Raw genomic sequence first — 23,702 nt, 5'->3', positions numbered from 1 at the left:
GGTGATGCCGCCCCGTCGCCGAAGGATGTCAGGCCCCTTCGAAGCGGCCGCTCGCATGGGCGAGCATCGTGTAGACCTTGCCCGTCTCCGAGGTGAGGTAGGCATCGGCACGACGCGAGTCGCGGTCGTTCTTCGAGACTTCGCCGAGGAGCCGCTCGAACTCGCCGACATAGCGGTCCACCGTGCGGCGGAACTCAGCATCGGCCGCGTAGCGCCGGCGGATCTCCTCGAAGGTCTGCCGACCCTGCGCCGTGTAGAGACGGCGATCGAACAGGTTCGGCTCACCGCGACGGTAGCGCTCCCACAACTCCACCGCGGTCTGATGTTCGATCATCTTGGCGATGTCGTTGGAGATCGTCTCGAGGGCGGTTCGGCTGCGGTCGACGGCAGCGCCCTTGCCCGCTTCCAGTTTAGCGGAACCGGCCTTGGCGGGCTCCGCCTTGTTGGAGCCGGCCTTGGTCGCGTCCGGCTTGGCCTGACCGTTGGGACCGGCGGCCGCGTTCGCCGGATCGGCCCCATCCGTGTCGTCGTCGAGGGAGGCGCGCGTCAGCAGGTCCGATAGCCAGCCGCGATTGTCGCGTCCCGACGGGGCACCCGCACGCGCAGTCTCGCCGGGACGCAGGGCGGGCTGGTTGCCGGCACGGGCCGCCGGGGCGGAGACGATCGTCATCTGCTGAGTCGGGCGAGCGTCGGACGACTTGTCCTCGCGGGCCTTCGGCTCGGAGGGCTTTGCGGCGACCGGTGCCGCGACCGGGTTGGCCCCATTCTGCTTCGGCTTGGCTGGAGCTACCTCCGAGACCTGTACGTCCTGTTGCTTGGCGGGCTGGACGTCCGCCTTGCGCGGGGCAGGGGCCACCGCCTCGGTCACGTCGACGCTGCGCCGCGAGCGGGAGACGAGCGAGGACAGCTCGTTCAGCGCCTTGATCTGGTCAGAGACGACCCGACGCATCTCGCTGGTGGCTTCCTGGGTCTCCCGCGGGATTTCCAGAACGCCGCGCTGCAGGTCCGCCCGCGTCGCTTCGAGTTCGCGACGGATCTCCGCCGCCATCTCGCGCATCCCCGCCACCGAGTCGCCGAAGCGGCCGGCCGCACTCTCGAACACCGTCATCATCTGCTCGGATGCGCCGGAGATCGCCGTGCGAACGGCGGTCGCCGTCCGCTCGCCTTCGCTGCCCGCATCCTTGCGCAGGCCTTCGAAGGCTCCGGTCACACTGGCGCCCGCGCTTTGCGCCGCATCGGACAGGCTGCTGGCGATGCCGCGTGCCCGCTCCTCGGCGGAGCGAAGGGTCTCGGCCATCTGCGTGTCGAACCGCGCGGTCTGCTCCTCGAGGACGCCCGACCGCGCCTCGATGCGGGTCAGCACCTCTTCCACCGCCTTGTCGCGGCTGGCGAGAAGATCGACGAGGCGCGTCTCGACGGTTTCGAGCGAACCGGCCGCGTTGGTGAGCGTGCCGGAATGAGCGCGGGCGATCTCGGTGAGCGAGGTCCCGCGGGCATCGAGCGAGGCGGCGAGGTCGGCCGCATCGCGCAGGGCGCCCTCGGCGACGGCCTTCAGCTGGTCGACTTGTTCGGCGACGCTTCTGCTGGCGCGCTCCGTCTCGGTGCCGATGGCGGAGAGCGTCGCCTGCACCTGCTCGACCCGGCCCGACAGGCCGTTCTCGATGGCGCCGAGATTCTCTCCGGCATCGGTGACGAGTTCGCGCAGGGCCGAATTCGCCCCCTCGACCCGGTCCAAGACGCCAGCGAGTTCGCTGCGGAGACGATCGCTCGCCTCGTTGAGGCTCGCCAGCGCACGGGAGGCGCCGCCGTCGATGGCTGCCAGAAGGGCGTTCCTGGACGCCTCGGATTGTTCGGCGAGGTCCCGAACACGATCACGCAAGGTGTCGGCGAGGGGCTTTGCGCTCTCGTCGAGGATACGTGCGATCTCCTGATTGCGCTCGCCCAGGGAGGCGACAAGCTGGGAGGCCGGCCCCTCGACGATCTCGCGGAGGCGCTCGGAATGCGTCGCCATCGCCTCGACCATATGGGTGCCGCGCGTGTCGATCGTCTCGACGATCGATCCCCCACGTTCCTCGATCGCGCGGGTGATGGTCTCCGCGCTCTCGGCGAGGCGGCGGGCCAGGGACTGCCCGCGCGCCTCGATCAGAGAGGCCAGGGCAGTCGAGCGGCGATCGAAGCCGGCGACCATGTCCTGGTTGCGCCCGTCGATGAGGGCGGCCACGGCCTCGTTGCGCTGGTCCAGAGCCGTTGCGAGCGCATCGGCATGGGCCTGGGCGAGGGCGGCGTGGCGGTTCACCCGCTCGTCGAAGGCGGAGAGCATCGTCGCGCTGCGCTCGTCGACCAGGGCCGCATAGGCGTCCTGGCGGTCGTCGAACGCATTGGCGAGAGCATCGCCGCGTGACGCGACGAGGGAGGCGAACACCTTCATCCGGCTGTCGATCCGGTTCGTGAAGGCCTCGCTGCGGGCATCCACGGCCTGGGTCAGGGCGGCGCCGTGGTTGTCGATCGCATGAGCGAAAGCGGTCGCACGGCTGTCCACGAGCTGGTCGAGGGCGCGCAGGCACTCGTCGAACAAAGCTGCGATGGCCTGCGTACGAGCATCGACCGACTGGGTCAGTGACTGGCCCTGATCGTCCACCGTGCGGGTGAACGCGCCGGTCCGGTCTTCGACGAGATCGGTGAGGGCACGCATCCGCGCATCGAAGACATTCCCGATGGCCTGAGCGGTGGCCTCAACGGCCTGGCTGAGGGACGTGCCGCGATTGTCGATGGTCTGCGTCAGATCGGCGGCGCGGTTGTCCACGAGGTGGTCGAGGGCGCGCAGGCGCTCGTCGAAGACGGTCGCGATGGACTGGGCGGTGGCCTCGACCGCCTGGCTCAGGGAGATGCCGCGATTGTCGATGGTCTGCGTCAGATCGGCGGCGCGGTTGTCCACGAGATGGTCGAGGGCGCGCAGGCGCTCATCGAAGACGGTGCCGATGGCCTGGGCGCCGGCCTCGACGGCCTGGGTCAGAGACGTGCCCTGATGCTCGATGGTACGGGCGAACGCCGCCGCGCGGTCGTCCACCAGGGTGTCGAGGGCGCGCAGGCGCTCGTCGAACAGCGTCCCCATGGACTGGGTGCGATCGTCCACCGCCTGGTACAGGGAGCTGCCCTGCATCTCCATGGTACGGGCGAATTCCGCTGTCCGGTTCTCCACGAGGGCGTTGAGCTCGCCCAGGCGCTCGTCAAAGAGGGCGCGCAGGGAGCCGGTGCGGTCGTCGAGGGACCGGGTGAGGTGCCCGCCGCGGTCGTCCACCGTCTGGGCGAAGTCCGCCGTCCTGTTCTCCACGAGGGCGTTGAGGTCGCGCAGGCGCTCGTCGAAGAGAGCGCGCAGGGAGCCGGTGCGGTCGTCGAGGGACCGGGTGAGGCTGCCGCCGCGCTCGTCCACCGTATGGATGAGTTGCGTCGCGTGGTTCTCGATCAGCTCGTCGAGGGCGCGCAGGCGTTCGTCGAACAGCGTGCTCAGCATGGCCGTGCCGGCATCGACCGAGCGGGTCAGAACGGAGCCCTTCGTGTCCAGCGTGTGCACGAAATCGGCCGAACGGTTCGCCACGAGGGTGTCGAGGGCCTGCATGCGGTCGTCGAACAGAGCGCCCATCGCGTGGGTCCGGTCGTCGACGGTCTGCGTGAGGGCCGTACCCTTGGTGTCGATGGTCCGGGCGAAATCGGCCGAACGCTCCGCCACGAGGGCGTCGAGGGCCTGCATGCGGTCGTCGAACAGGGCACCCATCGCGTGGGTCCGGTCGTCGACGGTCTGCGTGAGGGCCGTGCCCTTGGTGTCGATGGTGCGGACGAGTTCGGCCGCGCGGTTCTCCACCAGATCGTCGATCGCCCGCAGGCGCTCGTCGAACAGGGCGCTCAGAGCGTGGGTGCGCGCATCGACCCGGTCGGTGAGGGCTTCGGCGCGGCTGTCCACCAGGCCGTCGAGGGCGGTGAGGATGTCGTCGAACAGGGTCCGCAGCCCGTGGGTGCGGGCTTCCACCGATTCCGCGATCCTCGCGCCGCGACCGTCCACGAGTTCGTCCAGGGCGCCGATGCGCTGGTCGAACAGCGCGACGAGGTCGCGGGTGCGGGCTTCCACCGCGCCGGCCGCGCCGCCGAGGCTGGCCTCGATCGTGTCGACGAAGGTCCGGCCGTGCTGGCCGAGCGAATCGTGCAGGGGCGCCAGCCGGTCTTCGAAGCTGCTGGCGAGCACCTGGGAATGATCGTCCAGCATGGTCCGGATCTCGTTGGTCCGGTTGTCCAGGAGCTGGTGGACGGTGCGCACGCCCTCGTCGAGCAGACTGCCGAGATCGGTGGTCCGCGTCTGGAGGGTGGAGCCGAGACGGCCTTCGCCTTCGCTGAGCAAACGGTCCGCATCGGCGACGACGTCGCGCAGGCGGGCGATGATGGTGTCGCCGCGCTGTTCCAGAAGCTCCGCAAGGGAGGAGCCGCCGCGATCGAACAGCTGCGCCAGTTCGGTGATACGGGTGCCGAGGGCGCCGAACACGACGCGTCCCTTCTCGTCGAGCTCCTGGCCCATGGCGGCCGTGCGCTCGTCGATGAGGGCGGCCAGGGCTTCCGCGCGGTGCGAGAAGGACGAGCGGATCGCCTCCGCCTGTCCGGCCAGAGCCTCATTGGCATGGCCCGTCCGGCTCTCGATCATCTCGACGAGCTCGCGGGTCCGGTTGGCGAGATCCTCGTCCACGGCGCGGGTGCGGCTCTCGATGAGGCGGATCGCCTCGAAGGCCTGGGAGCCGAAGGTCTCGTCGATCAGGCGGCTGCGCTCTTCCAGCGCGGCGGCGATGCCGTCGAGACGCCCGACGACGCTGGTGTCGAAGCGGCCGACGCCCTCTTCGATGCGGCGGGACAGGTCGGTCGCCTGCTGCTCGAAGCGCTCGGCGATCTCGATGGAGCGGCTGCCGAGGGTATCGCCCAGGGCCAGGCTGCGGCTGGCGATGTCCTGCGCCATGCCGTCGGCGCGGGCATCGAGAGTCTGGACGAGATCGCGGCTACCCTCGACCATGATGCGCGCCATCTCGCCGGTGCGCAGGATCAGGGCCTCGTTGAGGGCGGTGGCGCGGGAGCCGAGCTGACCGTCGATCTGGCTCACCAGATGGGTGAAGGTCTCGCCGATCTCGGCGGAGCGCTTCACGGAGCGTTCCTCGAGGGCGCCGAGCTGGCTCTCCACGGTCTCGCGGGCTTCGCGGGTGCGCTCGGCGATGGTGTCGGCCACCGCCTTGCCCTGAACCGTGATGACGCGGTCCATCTCCTGCAGCTGACCGGTGACGGTCTCGCTGAGGGTCGAGGTGTCGCGGGCGATGCGGTCGGCGAGGATATCGCCGCGCGCAATCGTCTCCTGGAGCGCCGCGAGGCGGTCGTTGAGCACGGTGTCGATGGCCTTGGCGCGGCTTTCCGTCGTGTCGGCGAAGGTGGCGCCGCTCTGCGCGAGGGCGTCGCTGACGCGGGCGCTCTGGGCGGTCACCGCCAGAACGATCTCGCGGCCGGTATTGGCGAGCTGGCCATGCGCCTCTTCGGCATGGGTGGTGATGAGGTCGGTTAGGCCACGGCTATGCGTGCCGAAGGAAGCCTCGACATCCTTGATCCGGGCGGCGAGTTCGCCGCCGACATTCTCGGCCGCGCGGGCGATCGCGCCCGTCGCCTCGGTGGCGCGGCTGACCAGGGTCTGGTCGATCTCGGACAGGGTTCGGCGCAGGGCCTCCATCGCGTCCTGGGCGCGCCCACCCACCTCTCCGCTGAGGCCGCTGGCGGCCTGCTGGAGGAGCTCGGCGGCTTCCTGTGTGCGGGCGGCGAACTCGGCTGAGGTGGCGGACAGGCGCTGCTCGAAGATCTGCACCGCTTCGACCGTGCGGGCTTCGAGTTCGCCGGTGGCGCTCGCCGAGGAACGCCGCAGGGCCTGGGCGGCTTCCGCCGTGCTGGCGCCGAGGCTCACCGTGGTCTCTTCCGCGCTGCGGCGGAAGATGTCGGCGGCCTCGCTGGTCCGCGAGCCGATCTCGCTGGCCAGGGTGTCGAGGACGGCGCGCAGGCTCTCGATCGCGGTGCCGGACTGGGAATCGAAGGTGCTGCCGAGAACCCCGAAGGCTCCGGTCAGGGTGAGGGTCGCGTCCTCGACACGCTGGGTGACGAGACCGCCGACCTGCTCGCCGGCCTTGGTCAGGCGGCGGATGCTGGCATTGACGACGGAGGCCGTATCCTCGCCGCTGCTGCGGAGCGCGGCCGCTGCCTCGGCCGACCGGGTGTCGATCTCGCCGTTGAGGCCCGCCACGGTGCCCCGGAGGTTCTCCACCGTACCCATGGCCCGGGTCTCGAAATGGGTGCCGAGGGCCGCCAGGGCCGCATCCATCGCCCGCGCGGCCTCCTCGGCACGCTGGGTGACGAGATCCCCCACGCGCTCCCCGGCGGAGGTCAGGTTGCTCTCGAGCGAGCCGCCCTGGACGGTGAGGGTTTCGTGCAGGCGGTTGGCCACCGTATCGATGCGCTCGGCCAGAAGACCGGCGCGATCGTCGATCCCGCTGCCGGCGGTCTCGATCGACCGGATGAGATCGTCGCGCAGGGCTGTGGTCCGGGCCGCGAACGTTTCGACGATTCCCTCGGATGCCTGGGCCAGACCCGCCTGCGCCTCGCGGGTACGGGTTTCGATGGTCTCGGATACGCCGCTGCCGGCAGCTTCGATCTCAGCGCGAAGGGCCGCGCCCCGAGCGGCGATGTCGTCGGTGATGGTGGCGCCCGTGGCGGCGAAATGCTCGCGGAGCGCCGTGCCGGTCTCGGCGAACCGGGCGGTGATCTGGCCGCCGGTATTGGAGAAGGTCGTGGTCAGTTCGGTGCCGCGTGCGAGGAACGTGTTCTCGAGGCCGCGCGCGGATTCCTCGAAGGTCTGGCGAACTTCGCTGCCCTGGCGGTTCAGGCTCTCGATCACCTCCATGCCGGTCTGGGCGAGGGTGCGGGCGACCTGGCCGGCATTGTCGGCCAGCGTCGCGGTGAGCATGCCGCCGGTCCGCTCGAAAGCGAGGGTGACGTCCGCCGCGCGGCTTTCCAGGGATTGCGTCAGGGTGTTGCCGACTTCGGTCAGGCTGCTGCGCACACCTTCGCTGGTGCTGGCGAGGCGCTGCACCAGGTCGTCGCCACGGTCGGTGACGAGGCCGACCACGCGGTCGCCGGCTTCTCCGAGGGCCGCCGTGATGGCGTCGCCACGGTTGCCGAGCGCCGAAGTGATGGCGTCGCCGCGCGCGTCGAGGGCACCGGTCACCCGTTCGCCGGCGCCGGTCACCGCGGCGACGATGCGTTCTGCCGCGCCATCGAGCTCCTGCGTCAGGTTCTGGTGCGACCCGGTGATCGCGCCGCGAACGCGCTCCGCATTGGCGACAATGGATTCGCGCTGTGCGACGAGCTCGTCGACGAGAGAGCGGATGCGGATCTCGTTGTCGGAATAGGCCCGCTCCAGGGTCGCGATCTCGCCGCGGACCAGGGTTTCCAGCTCGCCGGCACGGGCGAGCGCCCGCTCGACGCCGTCGCCCACGGCCGCGACCTCGCGGCGGACCGTCTGCGACATGGTGAGGACGGCATCGGTGGAGAAGTTCTCGGGTTCGGCGAGGCGGATCGCGACTTCGCCGACGGCGCGGGCCACGAGGCGCATCTCCTGCGCACGGACGGCGAGCATCGCCATGATCGCGAACAGGACGATGGGGCCGACGATGGCGGTGGCGCCGACGGCGGCCTGAAGCGCCGTCATTCCGGCGAAGAAGCCCTTCAGCTCACCCCCCGACTGGTTCCAGGCGAGGGCGAGGAGGGCGGCGAACCAGACAGCAGAGACGATCGCGGCGACGATGTAGGGCGTGCCGGACGGCCGCACGCGCAAGGTCTGCTGCAGGATGCCGATGTTCTGGCGGTCGTCATTGGCCACCATGGAGCGGTCCGGCGGCAGCAGACCTCCTTCGCGGCGCGGCCGGTTGCGGTCCGGCGGCGGCAGGTCTGAAGCGAGGGGCTGGTCGAGATCGAGGCGAGGGGGCGCGAGGCGGCCACCCTGCTCGCTCAGCAGATCGTTGTCGCCCACATCGGGAAGCCGCGGCTCGACCCGGGGCTCCGCCGCCTGCGTCGAGGGGAAGTCCAGGTTGAGGGCCTGCTCGATGGCGGAAAGAGCCGCCTCGGCCGGGTCCTTGAGCTTCTTTTCCGTGGCCATTCAACGCCTCGTTACGCAGATCGTCGAAGCCGGCCGCATCCGGTGATCGACGACATTTTTACCAATTTACCAAGGAAGTTTAGACCTCGGCGCGAGACCCGGATACCCGAGTGGATCGAACCGTCCAAAAAACCTTAACGGAATGGTTACCAAGCTTGGCGCCGGTTTCATTCCGTCGGCATTCTGCATGATGCCCCAAGGCTTAAACGGAAGCGAACGATCTCGGCCGCTCCTGTGGATAGACTGGTCGAGTCGGGCCCGATCGCCCGGTTCGGTTGAGGCGAGGAGACCCGTGACCCCTCTGATTGACCATGCCTACCTCTCCGAACAGACATTCGGCGACGTCGAACTCGCCCGCGAATTGCTCGGGCTCTTCGCCGGCCAATGCCGCCGGCTGATGCCCGGAATCGCCGACGCGGATCTCGATCCGGACCGGCGGGCCGACCTCGCCCATACGCTCAAGGGCTCGGCCCTCGGCATCGGCTCCGCGCCGGTCGCCGACCTCGCCGCGTCCATCGAGGATCGCCTGCGCGAGGGGAGGGAGGTTCCGGTGGAGACGGTCGCCCGCCTCGACGAGGCGGTGACGGCCACCCTGGCGGAAATCGACGCACTTGGCTGATCTTGCCACGCTTGGAGGGAACGGGACGGCATCTGCGACGTAAGCGCAGGAATGTGGGGCGATAGGTCCGGTGACGCTTGCATTCGATGGGCCGCGCCTTCAAGGCAGTCGCGCTGCACAACCGGCCACAGACGTGTTGTCCGAGCCTGGAGTCTTTGATGCCCAAGATCACCTACGTCGACCATGCTGGTACGGCCAGGACCGTGGAAGCCGACGTAGGATCGACCGTCATGGAAGCGGCGATCCGCAACAATGTGCCGGGCATCGATGCCGAATGCGGCGGCGCCTGCGCCTGCGCCACCTGTCACGTCTATGTCGATGCCGATTGGGTCGATGCGGTCGGGCCGGCCGAGCCGATGGAGCAGGACATGCTCGATTTCGCTTCTGACGTGCGTGCGACGTCCCGCCTGTGCTGCCAGATTCGGATCAAGCCCGAACTCGACGGGCTGAAGGTCATCACGCCGGCTCGCCAAGGCTGAGCGGACGACGGCCGAGGCTTTCGCTGAAGCGCAGCAGATACCCGTCGGGATCCTGAACCAGGAATTGCCTGACGCCGACTTCCGTCTCACCGACCCGGTACCAGGCCTCGTGGGCTGGCCGGAACAGAGGCCAGGGCACGGCGTCCAGGGCCGTCAGGATCGGATCGAGGGCATCCACCGCGATCTGGAGGTTGATCCCGCGACCGAGCGGCGGTTCCAGGGGGCCCGTCTGCCAGTTCCCGTTGACGAGGTTGAGCATCACCTGTGCTCCGCCCCGCTCGATATAGGCGAAGCCGTTCTCCGGCCGGGCATAGGCCACTGCGAACCCGAGCGCCCCGCACCAGAGGGCGAACGAGGCGGGAAGGTCGCGGATGTCGAGTTCCGGAACGAGCGGGCTGAACCCGCCATGGGGCATCCGGTCGTCCGTCATCTCACCAGGGACCTCATGGCGCCGTCGATCCCTTCGAGGTTCAGTGGGAACATCCTGTTCGCCACGATGCCACGGATCATGCCGATCGACTGGGTATAGGCCCAGTGTTCGGTGGGAACCGGGTTGAGCCAGACCGATTTCGGAAACCGTTCCAGCACCCGCTCCAGCCAGACCTGGCCCGTCTCCTCGTTCCAATGCTCCACGGAGCCACCCTGCATGACGATCTCGTAGGGGCTCATGGAGGCGTCGCCGACGAAGACGACGCGGTAATCGGCCGGATAGGTACGCAGGACGTCTAAAAGCGGGATCGCCTCGTCGTGGCGCCGGCGGTTCTCCTTCCACACGCGCTCGTAGGGGCAATTGTGGAAGTAGAAATGCTCCACATGCTTGAATTCGGCGCGGGCGGCGGAGAACAGTTCCTCGGCCAAGGCGATGTGCCAGTCCATCGAGCCGCCGACATCGAGGAAGAGCAGCAGTTTCACGGCATTGCGGCGTTCCGGCCGGTGGCGGACATCGAGATAGCCCTTATTGGCGGTCTCGCGGATGGTGCCGTCGAGATCGAACTCCTCGGCCGCGCCGGTGCGGGCGAAGCGCCGCAGGCGGCGCAGGGCGACCCGCATGTTGCGCGTTCCGAGCTCGACGCTGTCGTCGAGATCCCTGAATTCGCGCTTGTCCCACACCTTCACTGCGCGAAAATTCCGGTTGCCGTCCTGGCCGATGCGGATGCCTTCGGGGTTGTAGCCATAGGCGCCGAACGGTGAGGTTCCCCCGGTGCCGATCCACTTGTTGCCGCCCTGATGGCGTTCCTTCTGCTCGGCGAGCCGCTGTTTCAGCGTCTCGAACAGCTTGTCCCATCCGAGCGCCTTGAGCTCCGCTTTCTCGGCATCGGTGAGATACTTCTCCGCCAGCTTGCGGAGCCATTCCTCGGGGATCGCCGTCGATTCCGTGGCCTCGCCCAGGGTCTCGATGCCCTTGAACACGGTGCCGAAGACCCGGTCGAACCGGTCGAGATGGCGCTCGTCCTTCACCAGGGCCGCGCGGGCGAGAAGATAGAACTCTTCCACGCGCTTGTCCGCGAGGTCGCGGTCCAGGGCGTCGAGCAGCATGAGATGCTCCCGCAACGTGACGGGAACCTTGGCATCGCGCAGGGCCGTGAGGAAATGCAGCAGCATGGGCGGAGAACGCGCGATCCCGGCGCTCGGGTCAAGGCCACATCCGCATCGGTGGGAGCGCGTCCCGGTGCCACGGTTCGCGGGCCGATGTCGTGAGCCGGATAACGGAAATAATCTTGAATTCAGTAGGATATGCGGCGCGCTTTCGTCGTTCGGCATCGACGAAGCTGGGTATAAGTCGGGAATTCTGTTGATATCGCCGCAAACTGTGTTCGTTGCACCTTCAACACTGTCATTGGAATCAAACAGCTGAGAGGCAGAGTGAACGTCAAGTCAGGGCCGGGGTATTTGGCAGAGTAAGGGTGGACGTTATGGCGCTCGTCTTGCGCTCCTTGAGTGATTTCAAGCGGTTTCTGGCGAAACCGGGCGCGACGATTCAGATCGTGAGGAACACCTTCATCGAGCGCCAGCCAGCCTCGTTCCAAGAAGCCTATCGCCAGAAGGGCATGTACGAACCGCGCACTGTCCAGGCGATCTCGAAGAAGGCGGCGGTCTTCGCCATCAAGGGCCATCCCTCGACGGTTTGGCTCTATTGGGACAAGGGCACGCGCAACTGGCGCTATTCCGGCGACACCCTGGCGGTCCCGCTCAATACCGGCGTCGGCCCGCCCGACGAAATCATCTATCGCTGTAGCTTCTCACCGGGATCGGAGCCGAAGGCTCGCGCTCCCGCTCGTCCCCGCGCCAAATCCAGCGATCCGGCGCCGGCGGCGCCGACGGATCAGCCGAAGCCGACCATGCCCGAGCGCGGACAGGGCCGCTTGTTCTGAATCCCTTACCGTACCGCTCGCCCCAAGCACGATTCCTGATCGACCGGCCCGCATCGCCCAGTCAGCACCATGTCTTCGAACGACGTCGATAGCTGAGGCTACCTCGCTTTCAGGCCATCGCAAGAGCATTCGTTGGTCGATCTGCCGGATTTCAGACGCGCGTTAGAATTATCCACTACTTCGACGTAAGTGGCGCGGCGGTTCGTATGGAACGATACGCTCCGCCAGATCGATCACGCGCTCTTTGCGGGTTGCTCTTCTTTCGACGGTGCTTCCCGAGCTTCCATCACCTTTCCTGCCTCGAGGTTCTTGCCTACGGTGCGCCGTGCGCGGAATGCCGGCCTGACCTCGGTCTCCTTGCGCTTGAGCATGGCGCGGTACTCGTCGCGCCGCTCGTGGATCGAGGCGATGACGAGGCCCATGGGGACGCCCACATCCACCAGTACGGCTTCCGAAAGCTGCAGGGACGCTTCGATGGTCTCGGGCACGGCGTCGTCGACGCCCAGTTCGTAGAGCGCCGTGGCGTGGCGGGCGTCGCGGGCGCGGGCGACGATGGTGATGTCGCGGCGCTCCGCGCGCGCCGCTTCCACCACGGCCTCCACGGCCCGGGGATTGTCCAGGGTGACGACGAGGGCGCGGGCATTGGCGATGTCGCAGCGCCGCAGCAGTTCCGGGTTGGAGGAATCGCCGAAATAGACCGGGTTGCCGAGGCGGCGGTGCTCGGAGACACGTGCCGCGTCCGCATCGAGGGCGAGATACGGGATCTTATGGCGGGCCAGCATCTCGCCGACCTGCCGTCCGACGCGGCCGTAGCCGGCGATGATGACGCGGTTCTGCTGCTTGTCCGGCACCGGCTCGGCGCGGGCGCGACCGAGATTGGAGCGGGACATCCGCTTGCCGAGACGGCGCGCGAGGCTCGCCAACCCTGGAATCGCGATCATCGTCACCGTCGTGACGATCAGCGCCGCCTGGCCGAGGCCATCCGGCACGAGCCCGCCCGCGATGGCGCCGCCGATGAGGACGAAGGCGAATTCGCCGCCGGGGCCGAGGAGGAGCGCCGCTTCGAGCGCGACACCGCGCTGGATGCGGAGGAACCGGGCCGCCACGAGGATCACCGCGCCCTTGATGAGGATCAGCCCGATGGACAGGCCGAGGATGGTTTTCGGCGCCGCCATCAGCTGGGCCGGGTCGAGGTTCATGCCCACCGACACGAAGAAGACCCCGAGCAGCAGCCCCTTGAACGGGTCGATCGTCGCCTCGATCGCCCGGCGATACTCCGTCTCCGCCAGGAGCAGGCCCGCGACGAAGGCGCCGAGCGTCATCGAGAGGCCGCTCGCCGCAGCGGTCAGGGCGGTCGCCACGATGACGAGGAGACAGGCGGCCATGAACAGCTCAGGCGAGCGGGTCCGGGCCACGAGCTGGAACAGGGGCCGTAGCGCGAGGCGGCCGGCGACCACGATGAGGACGAGAGCGATGGCCGCCTGTCCGAGCGCGAGGGCGAGCGCGCCGCCGACATCCGCCCCGTCACTGCGGCCGAGCACGGCGATGGCGAACAGCATCGGCGCCACGGCGAGATCCTGGAACAGCAGCACGGCGAAGCTGGCGCGGCCCGCGGGCGTGTTCAGGCGCTTCTGTTCGGCCAGGACCGGCAGGACCACGGCGGTGGAGGACAGGGCGAGCGCCAGGCCGACGATGACGGAGGCGGCCAACGGCACTTCGAGGGCGAACAGGATGATGCCGATGACGAGGGAGGAGGCCAGCACCTGGGCCGACCCGAGCCCGAAGACGAGGCGGCGTAGGGTGCGGAGCCGCTCCCATGACAGCTCGACGCCGATCATGAACATCAGGAAGATCACGCCGAATTCGGCCAGATGCGCGATCTCGGACCGATTGCCGATGGTGAAGATCGACACCCATGGCACCGTGTCGGCCAGTCGCCCTAGGCCGAACGGCCCGAGGATCGCGCCCGCTCCGATGAAGCCCAGCACCGGACTGATGCGCAGCCGGTGGAACAGCGGCACCACCACGCCTGCGGTGACGAGAAAGATGATCGCTTCCTTGTAGGATCCGGCGTGAACGTCCGTCATCGAGCTGGGCAATCTCCCGAGAGTGGTGCGCGACGCTGGCCGAGACGGGGCAGCCGAAGTTCTGCACAGGGAACTCCGGCCGCGGGAATCCATCGGGTCGCCGGCAGCGAGGAGAGCATGCAAGCCCATGTACCGCCTGGGCAACCTGCATTTTGCCGGCCCATGCGGATTTCATCCCTCGCCGCACTCAGCCATGCATGCGGGACGCGCTGGCGCAGAAGGGGTTTTGCGCTGCGATACGGAATGGCGCAAAAACGGCACAATGGCCGCATAGGGCGGAACTTAACGATCGGTTAAGCCCCAGCTTACCTCACGGTTTGTTGCGTCGTTCGTCGCGTTTTTTGAAGACACGAGTGCCTCATGCGAAAGTCGCCGCCCAACCGGGATGTTCAGCGCGAACGACGTGACTGGATCCGTGAGTCCGAGCGCTGGACGCACGAGCGCCATCTCGAGAAGGGCTACCGGATCAAGTGGGGCTATGTCGGGATCGCGTATCTCGTCGAGTTCATGGTCATCGGCGCGTCCCTCTGGGGCGCCTGGCTGTTCGCCGGGGTCTACAGCGACGGGGACGACAAGGCCTTCTACTTCATGCTCCTCGCGCCGCTGGTCTACGCGGCGGTGGAGCTCTGCCGCGTGCCGCTGGGCATCCTGGCCCGCACGCAGCGCTCCTACTTCATCCGGGCGCTGGCCATCGTCGGCATCATCTTCGCCGCAGGCGTCACCACCAAGTCGGTGTCGCAGCTCGGCGAGATGATGTTCCACCCGCGCCTCATGGATGCGGCCAAGGCCAAGACCGCCCTCAAGGACGCGCAGGCCGACCGCTCGACCATCGACAACCGCATCGCCGCCGCCGATGCCCGTGTGGCCCAGTACACGACGGAACTCGACCAGATCGAGAAGCGCGCCGCCGAGAATGCGAGCCAGCTTTCGGCCTTGCCCGCCCAGCGCTGTGAGCGCGTCTCGGGCACCAACAGCAAGGGCCAGCGCTATTCCAACCTGAAATGCGTCACCGATCCGCGCACCGCCACCCTCAATGCCAGTGTCGGCAAGGCCGGCGCCGACCGGGCGGTGGTGACGAAGTCCCTCGAGGAAGCCCGCAAGGCGCGGGCCGAACTCGATCGTGGCGTGGCCGAGCGCAAGGTCGCCGATGCCGAGCAGGCCTATCGTAATTCGGTGAACCGCTCGCAGCTCCACTCCTTCACCGCCATGGTCTACGGCGTCGATCCGATCGACGTGACGGATGCGCAGGTCCACGCGTTCCTGCGCATCTTCGTGTTCGTGCCGGCCCTCTGCGCCGCCTTCGCCTCGACGATCCTGGCGCTCTGCGCGGTCTCGGTGCGCAAGACCTTCATGGACGAGGACGATCTCGGCGCCGCCGTGAACCTCGAGGCGACGCCCTACATGCTCGACTCGATCACCGATTCCATTCGCCAGGAGATGGGCCTGGCGCCGCCCAAGCCCGTGCGCGACGTGACGCCAACGGGTGAAGTGATCCCGCTGGACCGCCGCACCCCACCTAATATCCACATCCCGCCGGCGGCTAATGCGGGAGCCGGCGCATGAGCATTCACGCATCGGGGACGCCGGAAAACGTCGTCCTGGCCCAGAGCGTCAACGGCCGGCTCCGGGCCGAGACGAGGATCACCGCCGCGCGTGCCTTCCTGTTCCGGGCCATCGGGGCGGGTGCTTTCGCGGCGCTCGCCGGCATCGGCATCGGCGCGGCGTCCTATGGCTACGCCTACATGAACCAGTTCGACTCGGCGGCGGAGAAGATCGCCGCCGCCATGCAGGCCGCGCTGTCCGACGTGACGCTGAAGACCAAGGGTGAGGTGACGCTCACCGACAACGTCCTGAAACTGGAAGGCGGCCCCGTCCGCTCCTCTCCGTCGCCGACCCAGGCCCAGCTCGGCAAGGACGCCGCCCCTGCCTCGAAGGCCACGGTGAACACCACTTTCACAGTGTTCAAACAGGTGCCGTACATGGACGGCCAGATCGTCACCGGCTGGAACTTCCGCGCCAACGAGGAAGTGCCCTTCCAGCAATATTGCTACTTCTCCCGCCGGACCAACGAGGCCAAGGGCCAGGTCGAGATGAAGATCGATCTCGCCATGGACGGCAAGGTTCTGCCGCAGCCGCAGAAATCCGACGTGAACCTCGCGATCCTGGCCTCGAACTGCGTCTGGAGCGACGGGAAGTCGCTCTGAGGGCTCTACGCTTCAGCCGAATTTCGGTAGTGGGAGGGCACCCGTCGCCATCCCGCTTCGGGGAAACGCGCATCGGCTGCTCCGCAGAGGCTGAAGCTTCCCAATGGATGAAGCCGCAACAGAAAGCCGACGCCTCATGCGCTTTACCGGTACCGCCGATTACGTCGCCACTTCGGACCTCACCACCGCCGTCAACGCGGCCATCGTGCTGGAACGGCCGCTTCTGGTGAAGGGCGAGCCCGGCACCGGCAAGACCGTCCTGGCGGAGGAGATCGCCAAGGGGCTCGGTGCGCCGCTCCTCACCTGGAACGTCAAATCCACCACCAAGGCGCAGCAGGGCCTCTACGAATACGACGCGGTCTCGCGCCTGCGCGACAGCCAGCTCGGCGATCCGCGCGTGTCGGAGATCGGCAACTACATCCGGCGCGGCAAGCTGTGGGAGGCGTTCACGCATCCCGAGCGCCCGGTTCTCCTCATCGACGAGATCGACAAGGCCGATATCGAGTTCCCCAACGACCTCCTGACCGAACTCGACCGGATGGAGTTCCATGTCTACGAGACCGGAGAGACGATCCGCGCCGAGCGCCGCCCCATCGTCATCATCACCTCGAACAACGAGAAGGAACTGCCGGACGCGTTCCTGCGCCGCTGCTTCTTCCACTACATCAAGTTCCCCGACGCCGAGACGCTGAAGGCCATCGTCGAGGTGCACTTCCCCGGCATCAAGCATCGCCTCGTGGAGGAGGCCCTGCGGGTCTTCCTCGAGACGCGGGAGGTGCCGGGTCTGAAGAAGAAGCCCTCCACCTCGGAATTGCTGGATTGGCTCAAGCTCCTCGTGTCGGAGGATGTCTCGCCAGAGACCCTGCGCGAGCGCGATGGCCGCAAGCTGATCCCGCCGCTCCACGGCGCGCTCCTGAAGAACGAGCAGGATGTCAGCCTGTTCGAGAAACTGGCCTTCATGATGCGTCGCGAGGGAAGAGGGGGCTGAAGCGGACGGGTATCAAGCCGCGCCGTCACGTCATCCCGGGGCGCCGGAGGCGAGCCCGGGATCCAGAGCCGTGACGATGCCAGGAATGGGCCGGACCTGCGTTTCTGGATCCTGGGCTCCGCTACGCGGCCCCAGGATGACGCGGGGACATGAACCAGGGCGTCGCCATCGAGGCCGGGCCTTGGGGTGAGCGAAGGCAGGCCCGGATAGGGCCGACATGTCATCGGAGGATTGTCCATGAAACTGAAGAAACTCGGCCGGACCGGCCTCGACGTGTCGCCGCTCTGCCTCGGCTGCATGACCTATGGCATTCCCGAGCGCGGCCCCCATCCCTGGACCCTACGCGAGGAGGAGAGCCGCCCGCTCATCCGGCAGGCGATCGAACTCGGCATCAACTTCTTCGACACGGCGAATTACTATTCCGACGGGACCAGCGAGGAGATCGTCGGGCGTGCCCTCAAGGACTTCGCCGACCGCGACAGCGTCGTGCTCGCGACGAAGTGCTATTATCCGCTGAAGGACCAGCCCAATGCCGGCGGCCTCTCCCGCAAGGCGATCTTCGCCTCCATCGATGCCAGCCTGAAGCGGCTCGGCACCGACCATGTCGATCTCCTCCAGATCCATCGCTGGGATTACGGCACGCCCATCGAGGTGACGATGGAGGCCCTCCACGACGTGGTGAAGGCCGGCAAGGCCCGCTATATCGGCGCGTCCTCCATGTACGCCTGGCAATTCGCCAAGGCCCTGTTCACCGCCGATCTCCACGGCTGGACCCGGTTCTCGACGATGCAGGACCATTACAACCTCCTCCACCGCGAGGAGGAGCGCGAGATGCTGCCGCTCTGCGCGGACCAGGGTATCGGTGTCCTGCCCTGGAGCCCGCTGGCGCGCGGGCGCCTGACCCGCGACTGGGACGAGGGCAGCGCGCGCCAGGATTCCGACGAGGTCGGCAAGCGGCTCTATGCCTCCGCAGAGGAGGCGGACCGGGCCATCGTCGGCAAGGTGGCGGAGATCGCGCAAGCGCGGGGCGTGTCGCGGGCGCAGGTGGCTTTGGCCTGGGTGATCCAGAAACCGATCGTCACCGCGCCGATCATTGGGGCGTTGAAACCCAGCCACCTGACCGATGCCGTGGCGGCGCTCGACCTCGCGCTCGATTCCGACGAAATCTCCGCCCTCGAATCGCTCTACACGCCGCACCCCGTCGTCGGCTTCCAGTAAGGCCTTTAGACTAGGAAGGTTCTCCGTCCATGCGCCGCCTGATGCTCCTGCGCCACGCCAAGTCCGACCGTTCGCCGGGCGTGCGCGATATCGACCGTCCGCTGAACCCGCGCGGATTCAAGGCCGCGCCGCAGATGGGGGCTTATCTGGCGGCGCAGGATCTGATCCCCCAGAAGGTCGTCGTCTCTCCGTCCTTGCGGACGCGACAGACCTGGGAGGGCATGTCCGCCGCCCTCGGCAATCCCGAAACCGAGATCGTCGACGCGATCTACGAAGCGCCGGAAAGTGCGCTGCTCAAGGTCATCCGGTCGACGCCTGCCGAGATCCGGACCCTGCTCATGATCGGGCACAATCCCGGGCTGCAGGATCTCTCCCTCGATCTCGTGGGCGACGGTCCCCGCGAGGCGAGGGCGCGGCTCTCGGTGGAATTCCCGACCGCGGCGCTCGCCATCATCGATATCGAGGGCGATGCCTGGACCGGGTTCCGCCCCGGCACGGGCCGGCTCGAACGGTTCGTCACGCCCAAGGGCCTCGACCGCGATGACGCCGCCTGAGCCTATGTGGCGAGATTGAACGGATCACCGGCTGGGCCGTTGCTCAGTGCCATGGCTCGCCACCGCTGATCCCGTGTTCGTCACCACGCTTCTCGTCCTGACATCCCTGGTGCCGCGCATGGGCATCGGCCTCGACGCCGTGAAGTCCGGCGTCGCGAGCGCGGAATCTGCCGTGGCGATGGTAGCCCCTCCATCCGACGCCCCGAGTTTTCTCGCCAGCGAGCGGGCGGTGTCGAACTGGCGGGCGGAAGCGGGGACGGCCCTGCGTCCCGCTTCGCTGGCCCTGGTCGCCCGCTACGCGCCAGTCCCGCCCGCTTTCGTGGCGCGCTGCGTCAAGCTCAACAATTACTGGTGCATCAAGAGCGCCCGCTGGCGGGGCGAGATCGGCAGTGATGCGGAGGGGCATACCGGGTTCGCCAAAGCCGGCGACGGCGCCGATGCGGCGGCCTCCCTGCTCCGGCGCTATTACCGCGAGTTCGGCCGCCGCAACGCCCTGTCCATCGTCCGTCGATGGGCGCCGGCGGAATGCGCTGTTTCGAGCGCCGGGGTTTCGGGCGGAAAGGTCTCCACCGGTCTCGCGCCGCTCGGTCTCGGCAAGACGCTCCGGGCCCGCTACCTCGCCCGCCATGCGCGCGGAGGAATGCGCAAGCCCCGCATGGTCGCGCGGGGCGGGCCGCTGCGGGTTCAGCCCTGGTCGCCGCTGGCGAGGATGGCGGGTGGGCCGAAGCCCCGGCCCATCCGCGTCGCCGGGGCGGCCGAGACGATCGGCCGGCCGGCGATCACGCCGATCATCGCGAGCCCCACCGAATCCGTCGCGACATCGCCGTCCTCCCGGCTGGCAGACCGGTTCGCGGCGGAATCCGCGGCTTTGCCCGCCCTCGCGGCTGGACTACCCGGTCTACGGCTGCAGGATCTGGCGGCTCCGGCACCCCTCTGTGGAAATGACGAGGTCCGCATCCGCAATTACGCCACCCGGATCGCCGCCAGCGTCGGCCTCAAGATCGAGGACGATCTGGCGTTGTTCGATGCCGATGGTCGGCCCTCGCCCCGTCTCGCTCCGGTAATGCTCGCCATGTCAGCGGTGGAACTCGGCGTGCTGGGGGCGGGGCCGGATCTGGTCGAGGCCGCCATCGGACGGCTCGCCGCCGCCCAGGTCGATCCTGGTCAAGTCGATCCCGGCGCGGTGGACCGATGACGCGTCCGGTTCTTGCGTTCGCTTGACGCGCGCGCCACCTCACCCCTGCATTCGCCTCCCATCCTCCCCCTCCGGCCAAACGAGACCCTCGCTTCATGATCAGCTTTGCCTCGCGCGCGGGCTCCGCGATCCAGGCCTTCGCCGAGGCATCGAGCGATCTCCTGATCCAGCCGACCCTGAGGCTCGGCGTCACCGGTCTCGCGCGGTCGGGCAAGACGGTGTTCACCACCGCGCTGATCCATCATCTGGTGGAAACCCATGCGCTACCGGCCTTCGCTCCGGCGCATGAGGGACGGCTGCGCCGGGCCCGCCTCGTGCCGCAACCCGACGACGACATTCCGCGCTTTCCCTACGAGGATCATTTCGCGGCCCTGACGGAGCAGCGCCTGTGGCCACGCTCCACCGACCGGATCAGCCAGTTCCGCCTCGCCATCGAATATGAGCGCAAGGGCGGGTGGCGCTCCGGGCCGGGCACGCTGATGCTCGACGTGGTGGATTATCCCGGCGAATGGCTCCTCGACCTCGCTCTGATTGGCCAGAGCTACGCGGAATGGTCCGCCGCCACCATCGCGGGCACCCGGCGCACCGGGCGCGCCGCCATCGCGGCGCCCTGGCTGGCGGTGCTGAAGGATCTCGACCCGTCCGGCCCCCTCGACGAGGTCGTGGCCGAGCGGGCGAGCATCGCCTTCACCGCCTATCTCACCGCTTTGCGCGCCGGGCCGGAATCGGTGGCGACCACGCCGCCGGGCCGCTTCCTGATGCCAGGCGACCTCGCCGGATCGCCGGCTCTGACCTTCGCGCCCCTCGACGGCCTGCCGGAGACCATCGTCCCGAACAGCCTCGCGGGGCTCATGGAACGGCGGTTCGAGGCCTACAAGGCCAAAGTCGTGGAGCCGTTCTTCCGTAACCACTTCCAGCGGGTGGACCGGCAAATCGTCCTCGTGGACGTGCTCGCCGCCGTCGATGCCGGGCCGGCCGCCCTCGCCGAATTGGAAGAGGCGCTCGACACCGTGCTCCTCAGCTTCCGCATCGGCCGCAATACCATCCTGTCGCGCCTGTTCGCGCCGAGGGCGGACCGCATCATGTTCGCGGCCACCAAAGCGGATCACCTGCACCAGACCAGCCATGACCGCCTGGAGGCTTTGCTGCGACTCCTCGTTTCGCGCGCCATGCGCCGGACCGAGGCAGCCGGCGCCCGCGTCGGTACCGTCGCCCTCGCCTCCGTGCGGGCGACGCGGGAGACCACCGTCTACGATGACGGCATGACTCTGCGCGCGGTCTCGGGAACGCCCGAGGCGGGCGAGCATGTGGGCGACGAGATTTTCGATGGTCGGAGCGAGGCGGCGGTGTTCCCCGGTGAGTTGCCCTCGCGACCCGAATCCGTCCTCGACGGCGCGGTCCCGCCCGGATCGCTCCGCTTTCCCCGCTTCCGCCCCCCGCTGATCCGGCCCGACGCCCATGGCCGCCCCGGCCACCTGCCGCAGATACGCCTCGACCGGGCGATGCAGTTCCTCATCGGCGACAAGCTGACGTGAGCGCCGCCGCCCATCATCCCATCCCGCTCGCCGACCTCATCCTGAGGTGCCGCGCCAGCGGCCTCGAAGGAGGGTTCCAGGCTCCCCTGCGCGAACTGGAGTGCTCCTTCGAGGCCTCCGCTCCGCTCCGGCACCTCAGGATGAGGTGGGTGGATGGGGGAAGGCTGGTCTCGCAGTTTGCCGATTACGCCTCAGACAAGGTCCGCCCATGACCTCTCCGAACCGTCCCCGCGCCTTCCGCATCCCCGCCGCCGAGCCGGCCGAAGGCCTGGAGGGCATCGTTCCGCCGCCGGTGCCGCCGAACGCGGTCAGGATCGTCGAAGAGCCGTTCGAGATCGTCGAGGCGGCGGACGGCACCGCCGTGCCGGTGGCTCCGAAATCGCGGGCGCCGTGGCTGTCGGTGCTGATGCTGGCTTTGGGCGGCCTCGTCTCCCTCGGCATCGGCCTGTCGCTGGAGCGGATGATCGCGGACCTGTTCTCTGCCGCGCCCTGGCTCGGCGGCGTCGCCCTGGCCCTGCTCGTCCTCGCGGCCATCGCCTTTCTCGCCCTGGTGATGCGCGAACTCGCGGGCATCTGGCGCGAGCGCCGGATCGAGAAGCTGCGGGCGAAGGCCATCGAGGCCATCGCAACGCGGGATCACACCGGCGCGCAGGCGGTGGTGGCCGAACTTTGCGACCTCTACGCCACGAGGACCGGGCTCGCGGCCGGCCGCCAGCGCCTGAAAGCCCTGGGCGAAACGATTCTCGATGTTGACGACCGGATCGGGCTCGCGGAGCACGAGCTGCTCGAACCCCTCGACCGGCAGGCCCGCAACGCCATCGCCTCGGCCGCCAAGCAGGTCTCGGCGGTGACGGCGCTCAGCCCGCGCGCCATCGTCGACGTGGCCTTCGTGGTTTTTGCCGCGGTGCGCCTCCTGCGTCAGATCGCGACGATCTATGGCGGGCGTCCGGGCTTTCTCGGCTTCCTGCGTCTTGCCCGCGCCGCCTTCGCGCATCTCACCGTCACGGGCGGGATGGCGGTGGGCGAGAGCATGATCCAGCAGGTCCTCGGCCTCGGCATCGCCGCGCGGGTCTCGGCGAAGCTCGGCGAGGGCGTGCTCAACGGCCTGATGACCGCCCGGTTCGGCCTCGCCGCCCTGGCCGTCTGCCGCCCGCTCCCCTTCGTCAGGGAAGAGCCGCCGCGCCTGTCGGATGTGGCCGGGGAGTTGCTGAAGCCGATGGGCGGGGCCGAGAAGGCGTAAATCAGAGCCCCTTGAGGAAGCCCGCCAGGCGCATCAGCCCTTCGGGCCAGGGACCATGCCCGCTCGCCACGTTGATGTGGCCGGATTCGCCCGCATCCACCAGGGCGGAACCCCAGGAATAGGCGAAGTCCTCGGCCCGGTCATAAGCGCAATAGGGGTCGTTGCGGCTCGCCACCAGCAAGGACGGGAAGGGCAGGGGATCGCGCGGCACCGGCGCGAAATCCGTGACGCTGGATGGCAGGTTCGGCGTCTGCTCCACATCCGGGAACGCCACCAACAGGGCACCCCGCACCTTGCCCTCGGAGAAGGCGGGCGCGGCCTGCACGGAGGCGACCACGCCGAGGCTGTGGGCGATGAGGATCACCGGCCGCGTCGCCGCCTCCACTGCCTCGACGATACGCGCGCGCCAGGAGCCGGCTTCGGGATGGTGCCAGTCCTCCTGCTCGACGATGCGGGCATTGGCCATGCGGGCGGCCCAGCCGCCCTGCCAATGGCCGTCTTCCGAGCCTGCATAGCCGGGGAGGATGAGGATGTCGCAATCGGCGAGCTTCATTCTGCCCCGATAGCGGCTCGCTCGCGCGGCGTCGAGAAGGATGAGGGGAATTCGGCAGGCATTGCAGCTTGGGTGAAGTGCCGCCGGGCTGCGAGAGGTGGCGGCCCATCATTTTCAGTGAGCGCCCGCGCGGATCGAGGTTTCCCGCGTTAGCCGAGTGTCGCGCTCGTCAGCGTGGCCGGGAGAATGCACATGACAAAGCTCTTCATCGCCAATATCCGCGCCGCCAAGGGTTTTCGCCCGCTGGTCACGGTCCGGGCTGCCGCCGAGGGCGAGGCCAAAGTCTTTCTCGCCGCGGCCTATCCCGACGACGAGATCGTCGATGTGGTCGAGCCGAGCGACTGGGTCAGCGATGCCGATACCGGGTCCGCGCCCGGCGATATCCGCGAGCATGCCGGCGTCGAGTGGCAGGCCCCATAAAGCCTCAACGAGACGAGGGG

18 protein-coding genes are annotated in these 23,702 nt (G+C 68.2%); 13 read left to right on the top strand and 5 right to left on the bottom strand.

The annotated features are described in order from the left end of the window. Positions 1 to 28: 28 nt before the first annotated feature. A complete protein-coding gene (locus ACYQML_RS24130) occupies positions 29 to 8,218 on the bottom strand; it encodes an apolipoprotein A-IV repeat region-like domain-containing protein (RefSeq protein ID WP_461234279.1) in 8,190 nt (2,729 codons plus the stop codon). A gap of 292 nt (positions 8,219 to 8,510) precedes the next feature. Between ACYQML_RS24130 and ACYQML_RS24125 the strand changes: the two genes are divergently transcribed. Both ACYQML_RS24125 and ACYQML_RS24120 read left to right on the top strand, forming a co-directional pair. Then, positions 8,511 to 8,837: an Hpt domain-containing protein gene (locus ACYQML_RS24125; protein WP_461234278.1), complete on the top strand. Its 327-nt coding sequence runs from the start codon at positions 8,511 to 8,513 to the stop codon at positions 8,835 to 8,837. A 158-nt stretch (positions 8,838 to 8,995) separates the two neighbouring features. Next, positions 8,996 to 9,316, top strand: coding sequence for a 2Fe-2S iron-sulfur cluster-binding protein (locus ACYQML_RS24120; protein WP_056426135.1), 321 nt, complete (start codon positions 8,996 to 8,998; stop codon positions 9,314 to 9,316). Here the strand turns inward: ACYQML_RS24120 and ACYQML_RS24115 are convergent. Together ACYQML_RS24115 and ACYQML_RS24110 are read right to left on the bottom strand one after the other, a co-directional pair. Beyond that, the gene (locus tag ACYQML_RS24115; RefSeq protein ID WP_461234277.1) at positions 9,294 to 9,746 is read right to left on the bottom strand and encodes a bleomycin resistance protein; all 453 of its coding nucleotides are present in this window, start codon (positions 9,744 to 9,746) and stop codon (positions 9,294 to 9,296) included. The two genes, ACYQML_RS24120 and ACYQML_RS24115, sit on opposite strands and share 23 nt — an antisense overlap. Then, positions 9,743 to 10,918: a vWA domain-containing protein gene (locus tag ACYQML_RS24110; protein ID WP_461234276.1), complete on the bottom strand. Its 1,176-nt coding sequence runs from the start codon at positions 10,916 to 10,918 to the stop codon at positions 9,743 to 9,745. The genes ACYQML_RS24115 and ACYQML_RS24110 overlap by 4 nt, the downstream gene beginning before the upstream one ends. A 311-nt stretch (positions 10,919 to 11,229) precedes the next feature. Here ACYQML_RS24110 and ACYQML_RS24105 point away from each other — a divergent pair, with 311 nt between their 5' ends. Beyond that, positions 11,230 to 11,688, top strand: a complete 459-nt coding sequence (locus ACYQML_RS24105) for a hypothetical protein (protein WP_207411678.1) — start codon at positions 11,230 to 11,232, stop codon at positions 11,686 to 11,688. A gap of 233 nt (positions 11,689 to 11,921) precedes the next feature. Here ACYQML_RS24105 and ACYQML_RS24100 read toward each other — a convergent pair whose 3' ends face one another. Continuing rightward, on the bottom strand, positions 11,922 to 13,775 hold the full coding sequence (locus ACYQML_RS24100; RefSeq protein WP_311276313.1) for a cation:proton antiporter domain-containing protein: 1,854 nt from the start codon (positions 13,773 to 13,775) through the stop codon (positions 11,922 to 11,924). 360 nt (positions 13,776 to 14,135) lie between these two features. Between ACYQML_RS24100 and ACYQML_RS24095 the strand changes: the two genes are divergently transcribed. The 9 genes from ACYQML_RS24095 (at position 14,136) to ACYQML_RS24055 (ending at position 22,709) form a co-directional block, all read left to right on the top strand. Beyond that, positions 14,136 to 15,338, top strand: a complete 1,203-nt coding sequence (locus ACYQML_RS24095; RefSeq protein WP_056426124.1) for a hypothetical protein — start codon at positions 14,136 to 14,138, stop codon at positions 15,336 to 15,338. Beyond that, positions 15,335 to 15,979, top strand: a complete 645-nt coding sequence (locus ACYQML_RS24090) for a hypothetical protein (RefSeq protein ID WP_056149950.1) — start codon at positions 15,335 to 15,337, stop codon at positions 15,977 to 15,979. Before ACYQML_RS24095 ends, ACYQML_RS24090 begins: the two co-directional genes overlap by 4 nt. A 136-nt stretch (positions 15,980 to 16,115) precedes the next feature. After that, positions 16,116 to 16,967 carry an AAA family ATPase gene (locus ACYQML_RS24085; RefSeq protein ID WP_207411681.1) on the top strand — a complete coding sequence of 284 codons (852 nt, stop codon included), beginning with the start codon at positions 16,116 to 16,118 and terminating at the stop codon, positions 16,965 to 16,967. Positions 16,968 to 17,204: 237 nt separating this feature from the next. Continuing rightward, positions 17,205 to 18,185 (top strand): aldo/keto reductase, encoded by a 981-nt coding sequence (locus ACYQML_RS24080; protein ID WP_461234275.1) that lies wholly within the window; start codon positions 17,205 to 17,207, stop codon positions 18,183 to 18,185. Between the two features lie 29 nt (positions 18,186 to 18,214). Beyond that, positions 18,215 to 18,739: a SixA phosphatase family protein gene (locus tag ACYQML_RS24075; RefSeq protein WP_461234274.1), complete on the top strand. Its 525-nt coding sequence runs from the start codon at positions 18,215 to 18,217 to the stop codon at positions 18,737 to 18,739. A gap of 73 nt (positions 18,740 to 18,812) precedes the next feature. After that, complete coding sequence (locus tag ACYQML_RS24070; RefSeq protein ID WP_461234273.1) at positions 18,813 to 19,934, top strand: hypothetical protein; 1,122 nt, start codon at positions 18,813 to 18,815, stop codon at positions 19,932 to 19,934. 95 nt (positions 19,935 to 20,029) lie between these two features. Beyond that, positions 20,030 to 21,469 carry a YcjX family GTP-binding protein gene (locus ACYQML_RS24065; RefSeq protein ID WP_461234272.1) on the top strand — a complete coding sequence of 480 codons (1,440 nt, stop codon included), beginning with the start codon at positions 20,030 to 20,032 and terminating at the stop codon, positions 21,467 to 21,469. Continuing rightward, on the top strand, positions 21,466 to 21,681 hold the full coding sequence (locus tag ACYQML_RS24060; RefSeq protein WP_311276318.1) for a hypothetical protein: 216 nt from the start codon (positions 21,466 to 21,468) through the stop codon (positions 21,679 to 21,681). The genes ACYQML_RS24065 and ACYQML_RS24060 overlap by 4 nt, the downstream gene beginning before the upstream one ends. Further along, positions 21,678 to 22,709, top strand: a complete 1,032-nt coding sequence (locus ACYQML_RS24055; protein WP_461234271.1) for a YcjF family protein — start codon at positions 21,678 to 21,680, stop codon at positions 22,707 to 22,709. The genes ACYQML_RS24060 and ACYQML_RS24055 overlap by 4 nt, the downstream gene beginning before the upstream one ends. Before the next feature lies 1 nt (position 22,710). Here the strand turns inward: ACYQML_RS24055 and ACYQML_RS24050 are convergent, their stop codons facing one another. Further along, the gene (locus ACYQML_RS24050) at positions 22,711 to 23,262 is read right to left on the bottom strand and encodes an RBBP9/YdeN family alpha/beta hydrolase (protein ID WP_461234270.1); all 552 of its coding nucleotides are present in this window, start codon (positions 23,260 to 23,262) and stop codon (positions 22,711 to 22,713) included. 192 nt (positions 23,263 to 23,454) lie between these two features. Here ACYQML_RS24050 and ACYQML_RS24045 point away from each other — a divergent pair, with 192 nt between their 5' ends. Continuing rightward, positions 23,455 to 23,682: a hypothetical protein gene (locus ACYQML_RS24045; protein WP_056426098.1), complete on the top strand. Its 228-nt coding sequence runs from the start codon at positions 23,455 to 23,457 to the stop codon at positions 23,680 to 23,682. The last annotated feature ends 20 nt before the right edge of the window (positions 23,683 to 23,702 follow it).

This window comes from Methylobacterium sp. CM6244 (genome assembly GCF_054817885.1).
This window is presented reverse-complemented; position numbering and strand designations above follow the sequence as displayed.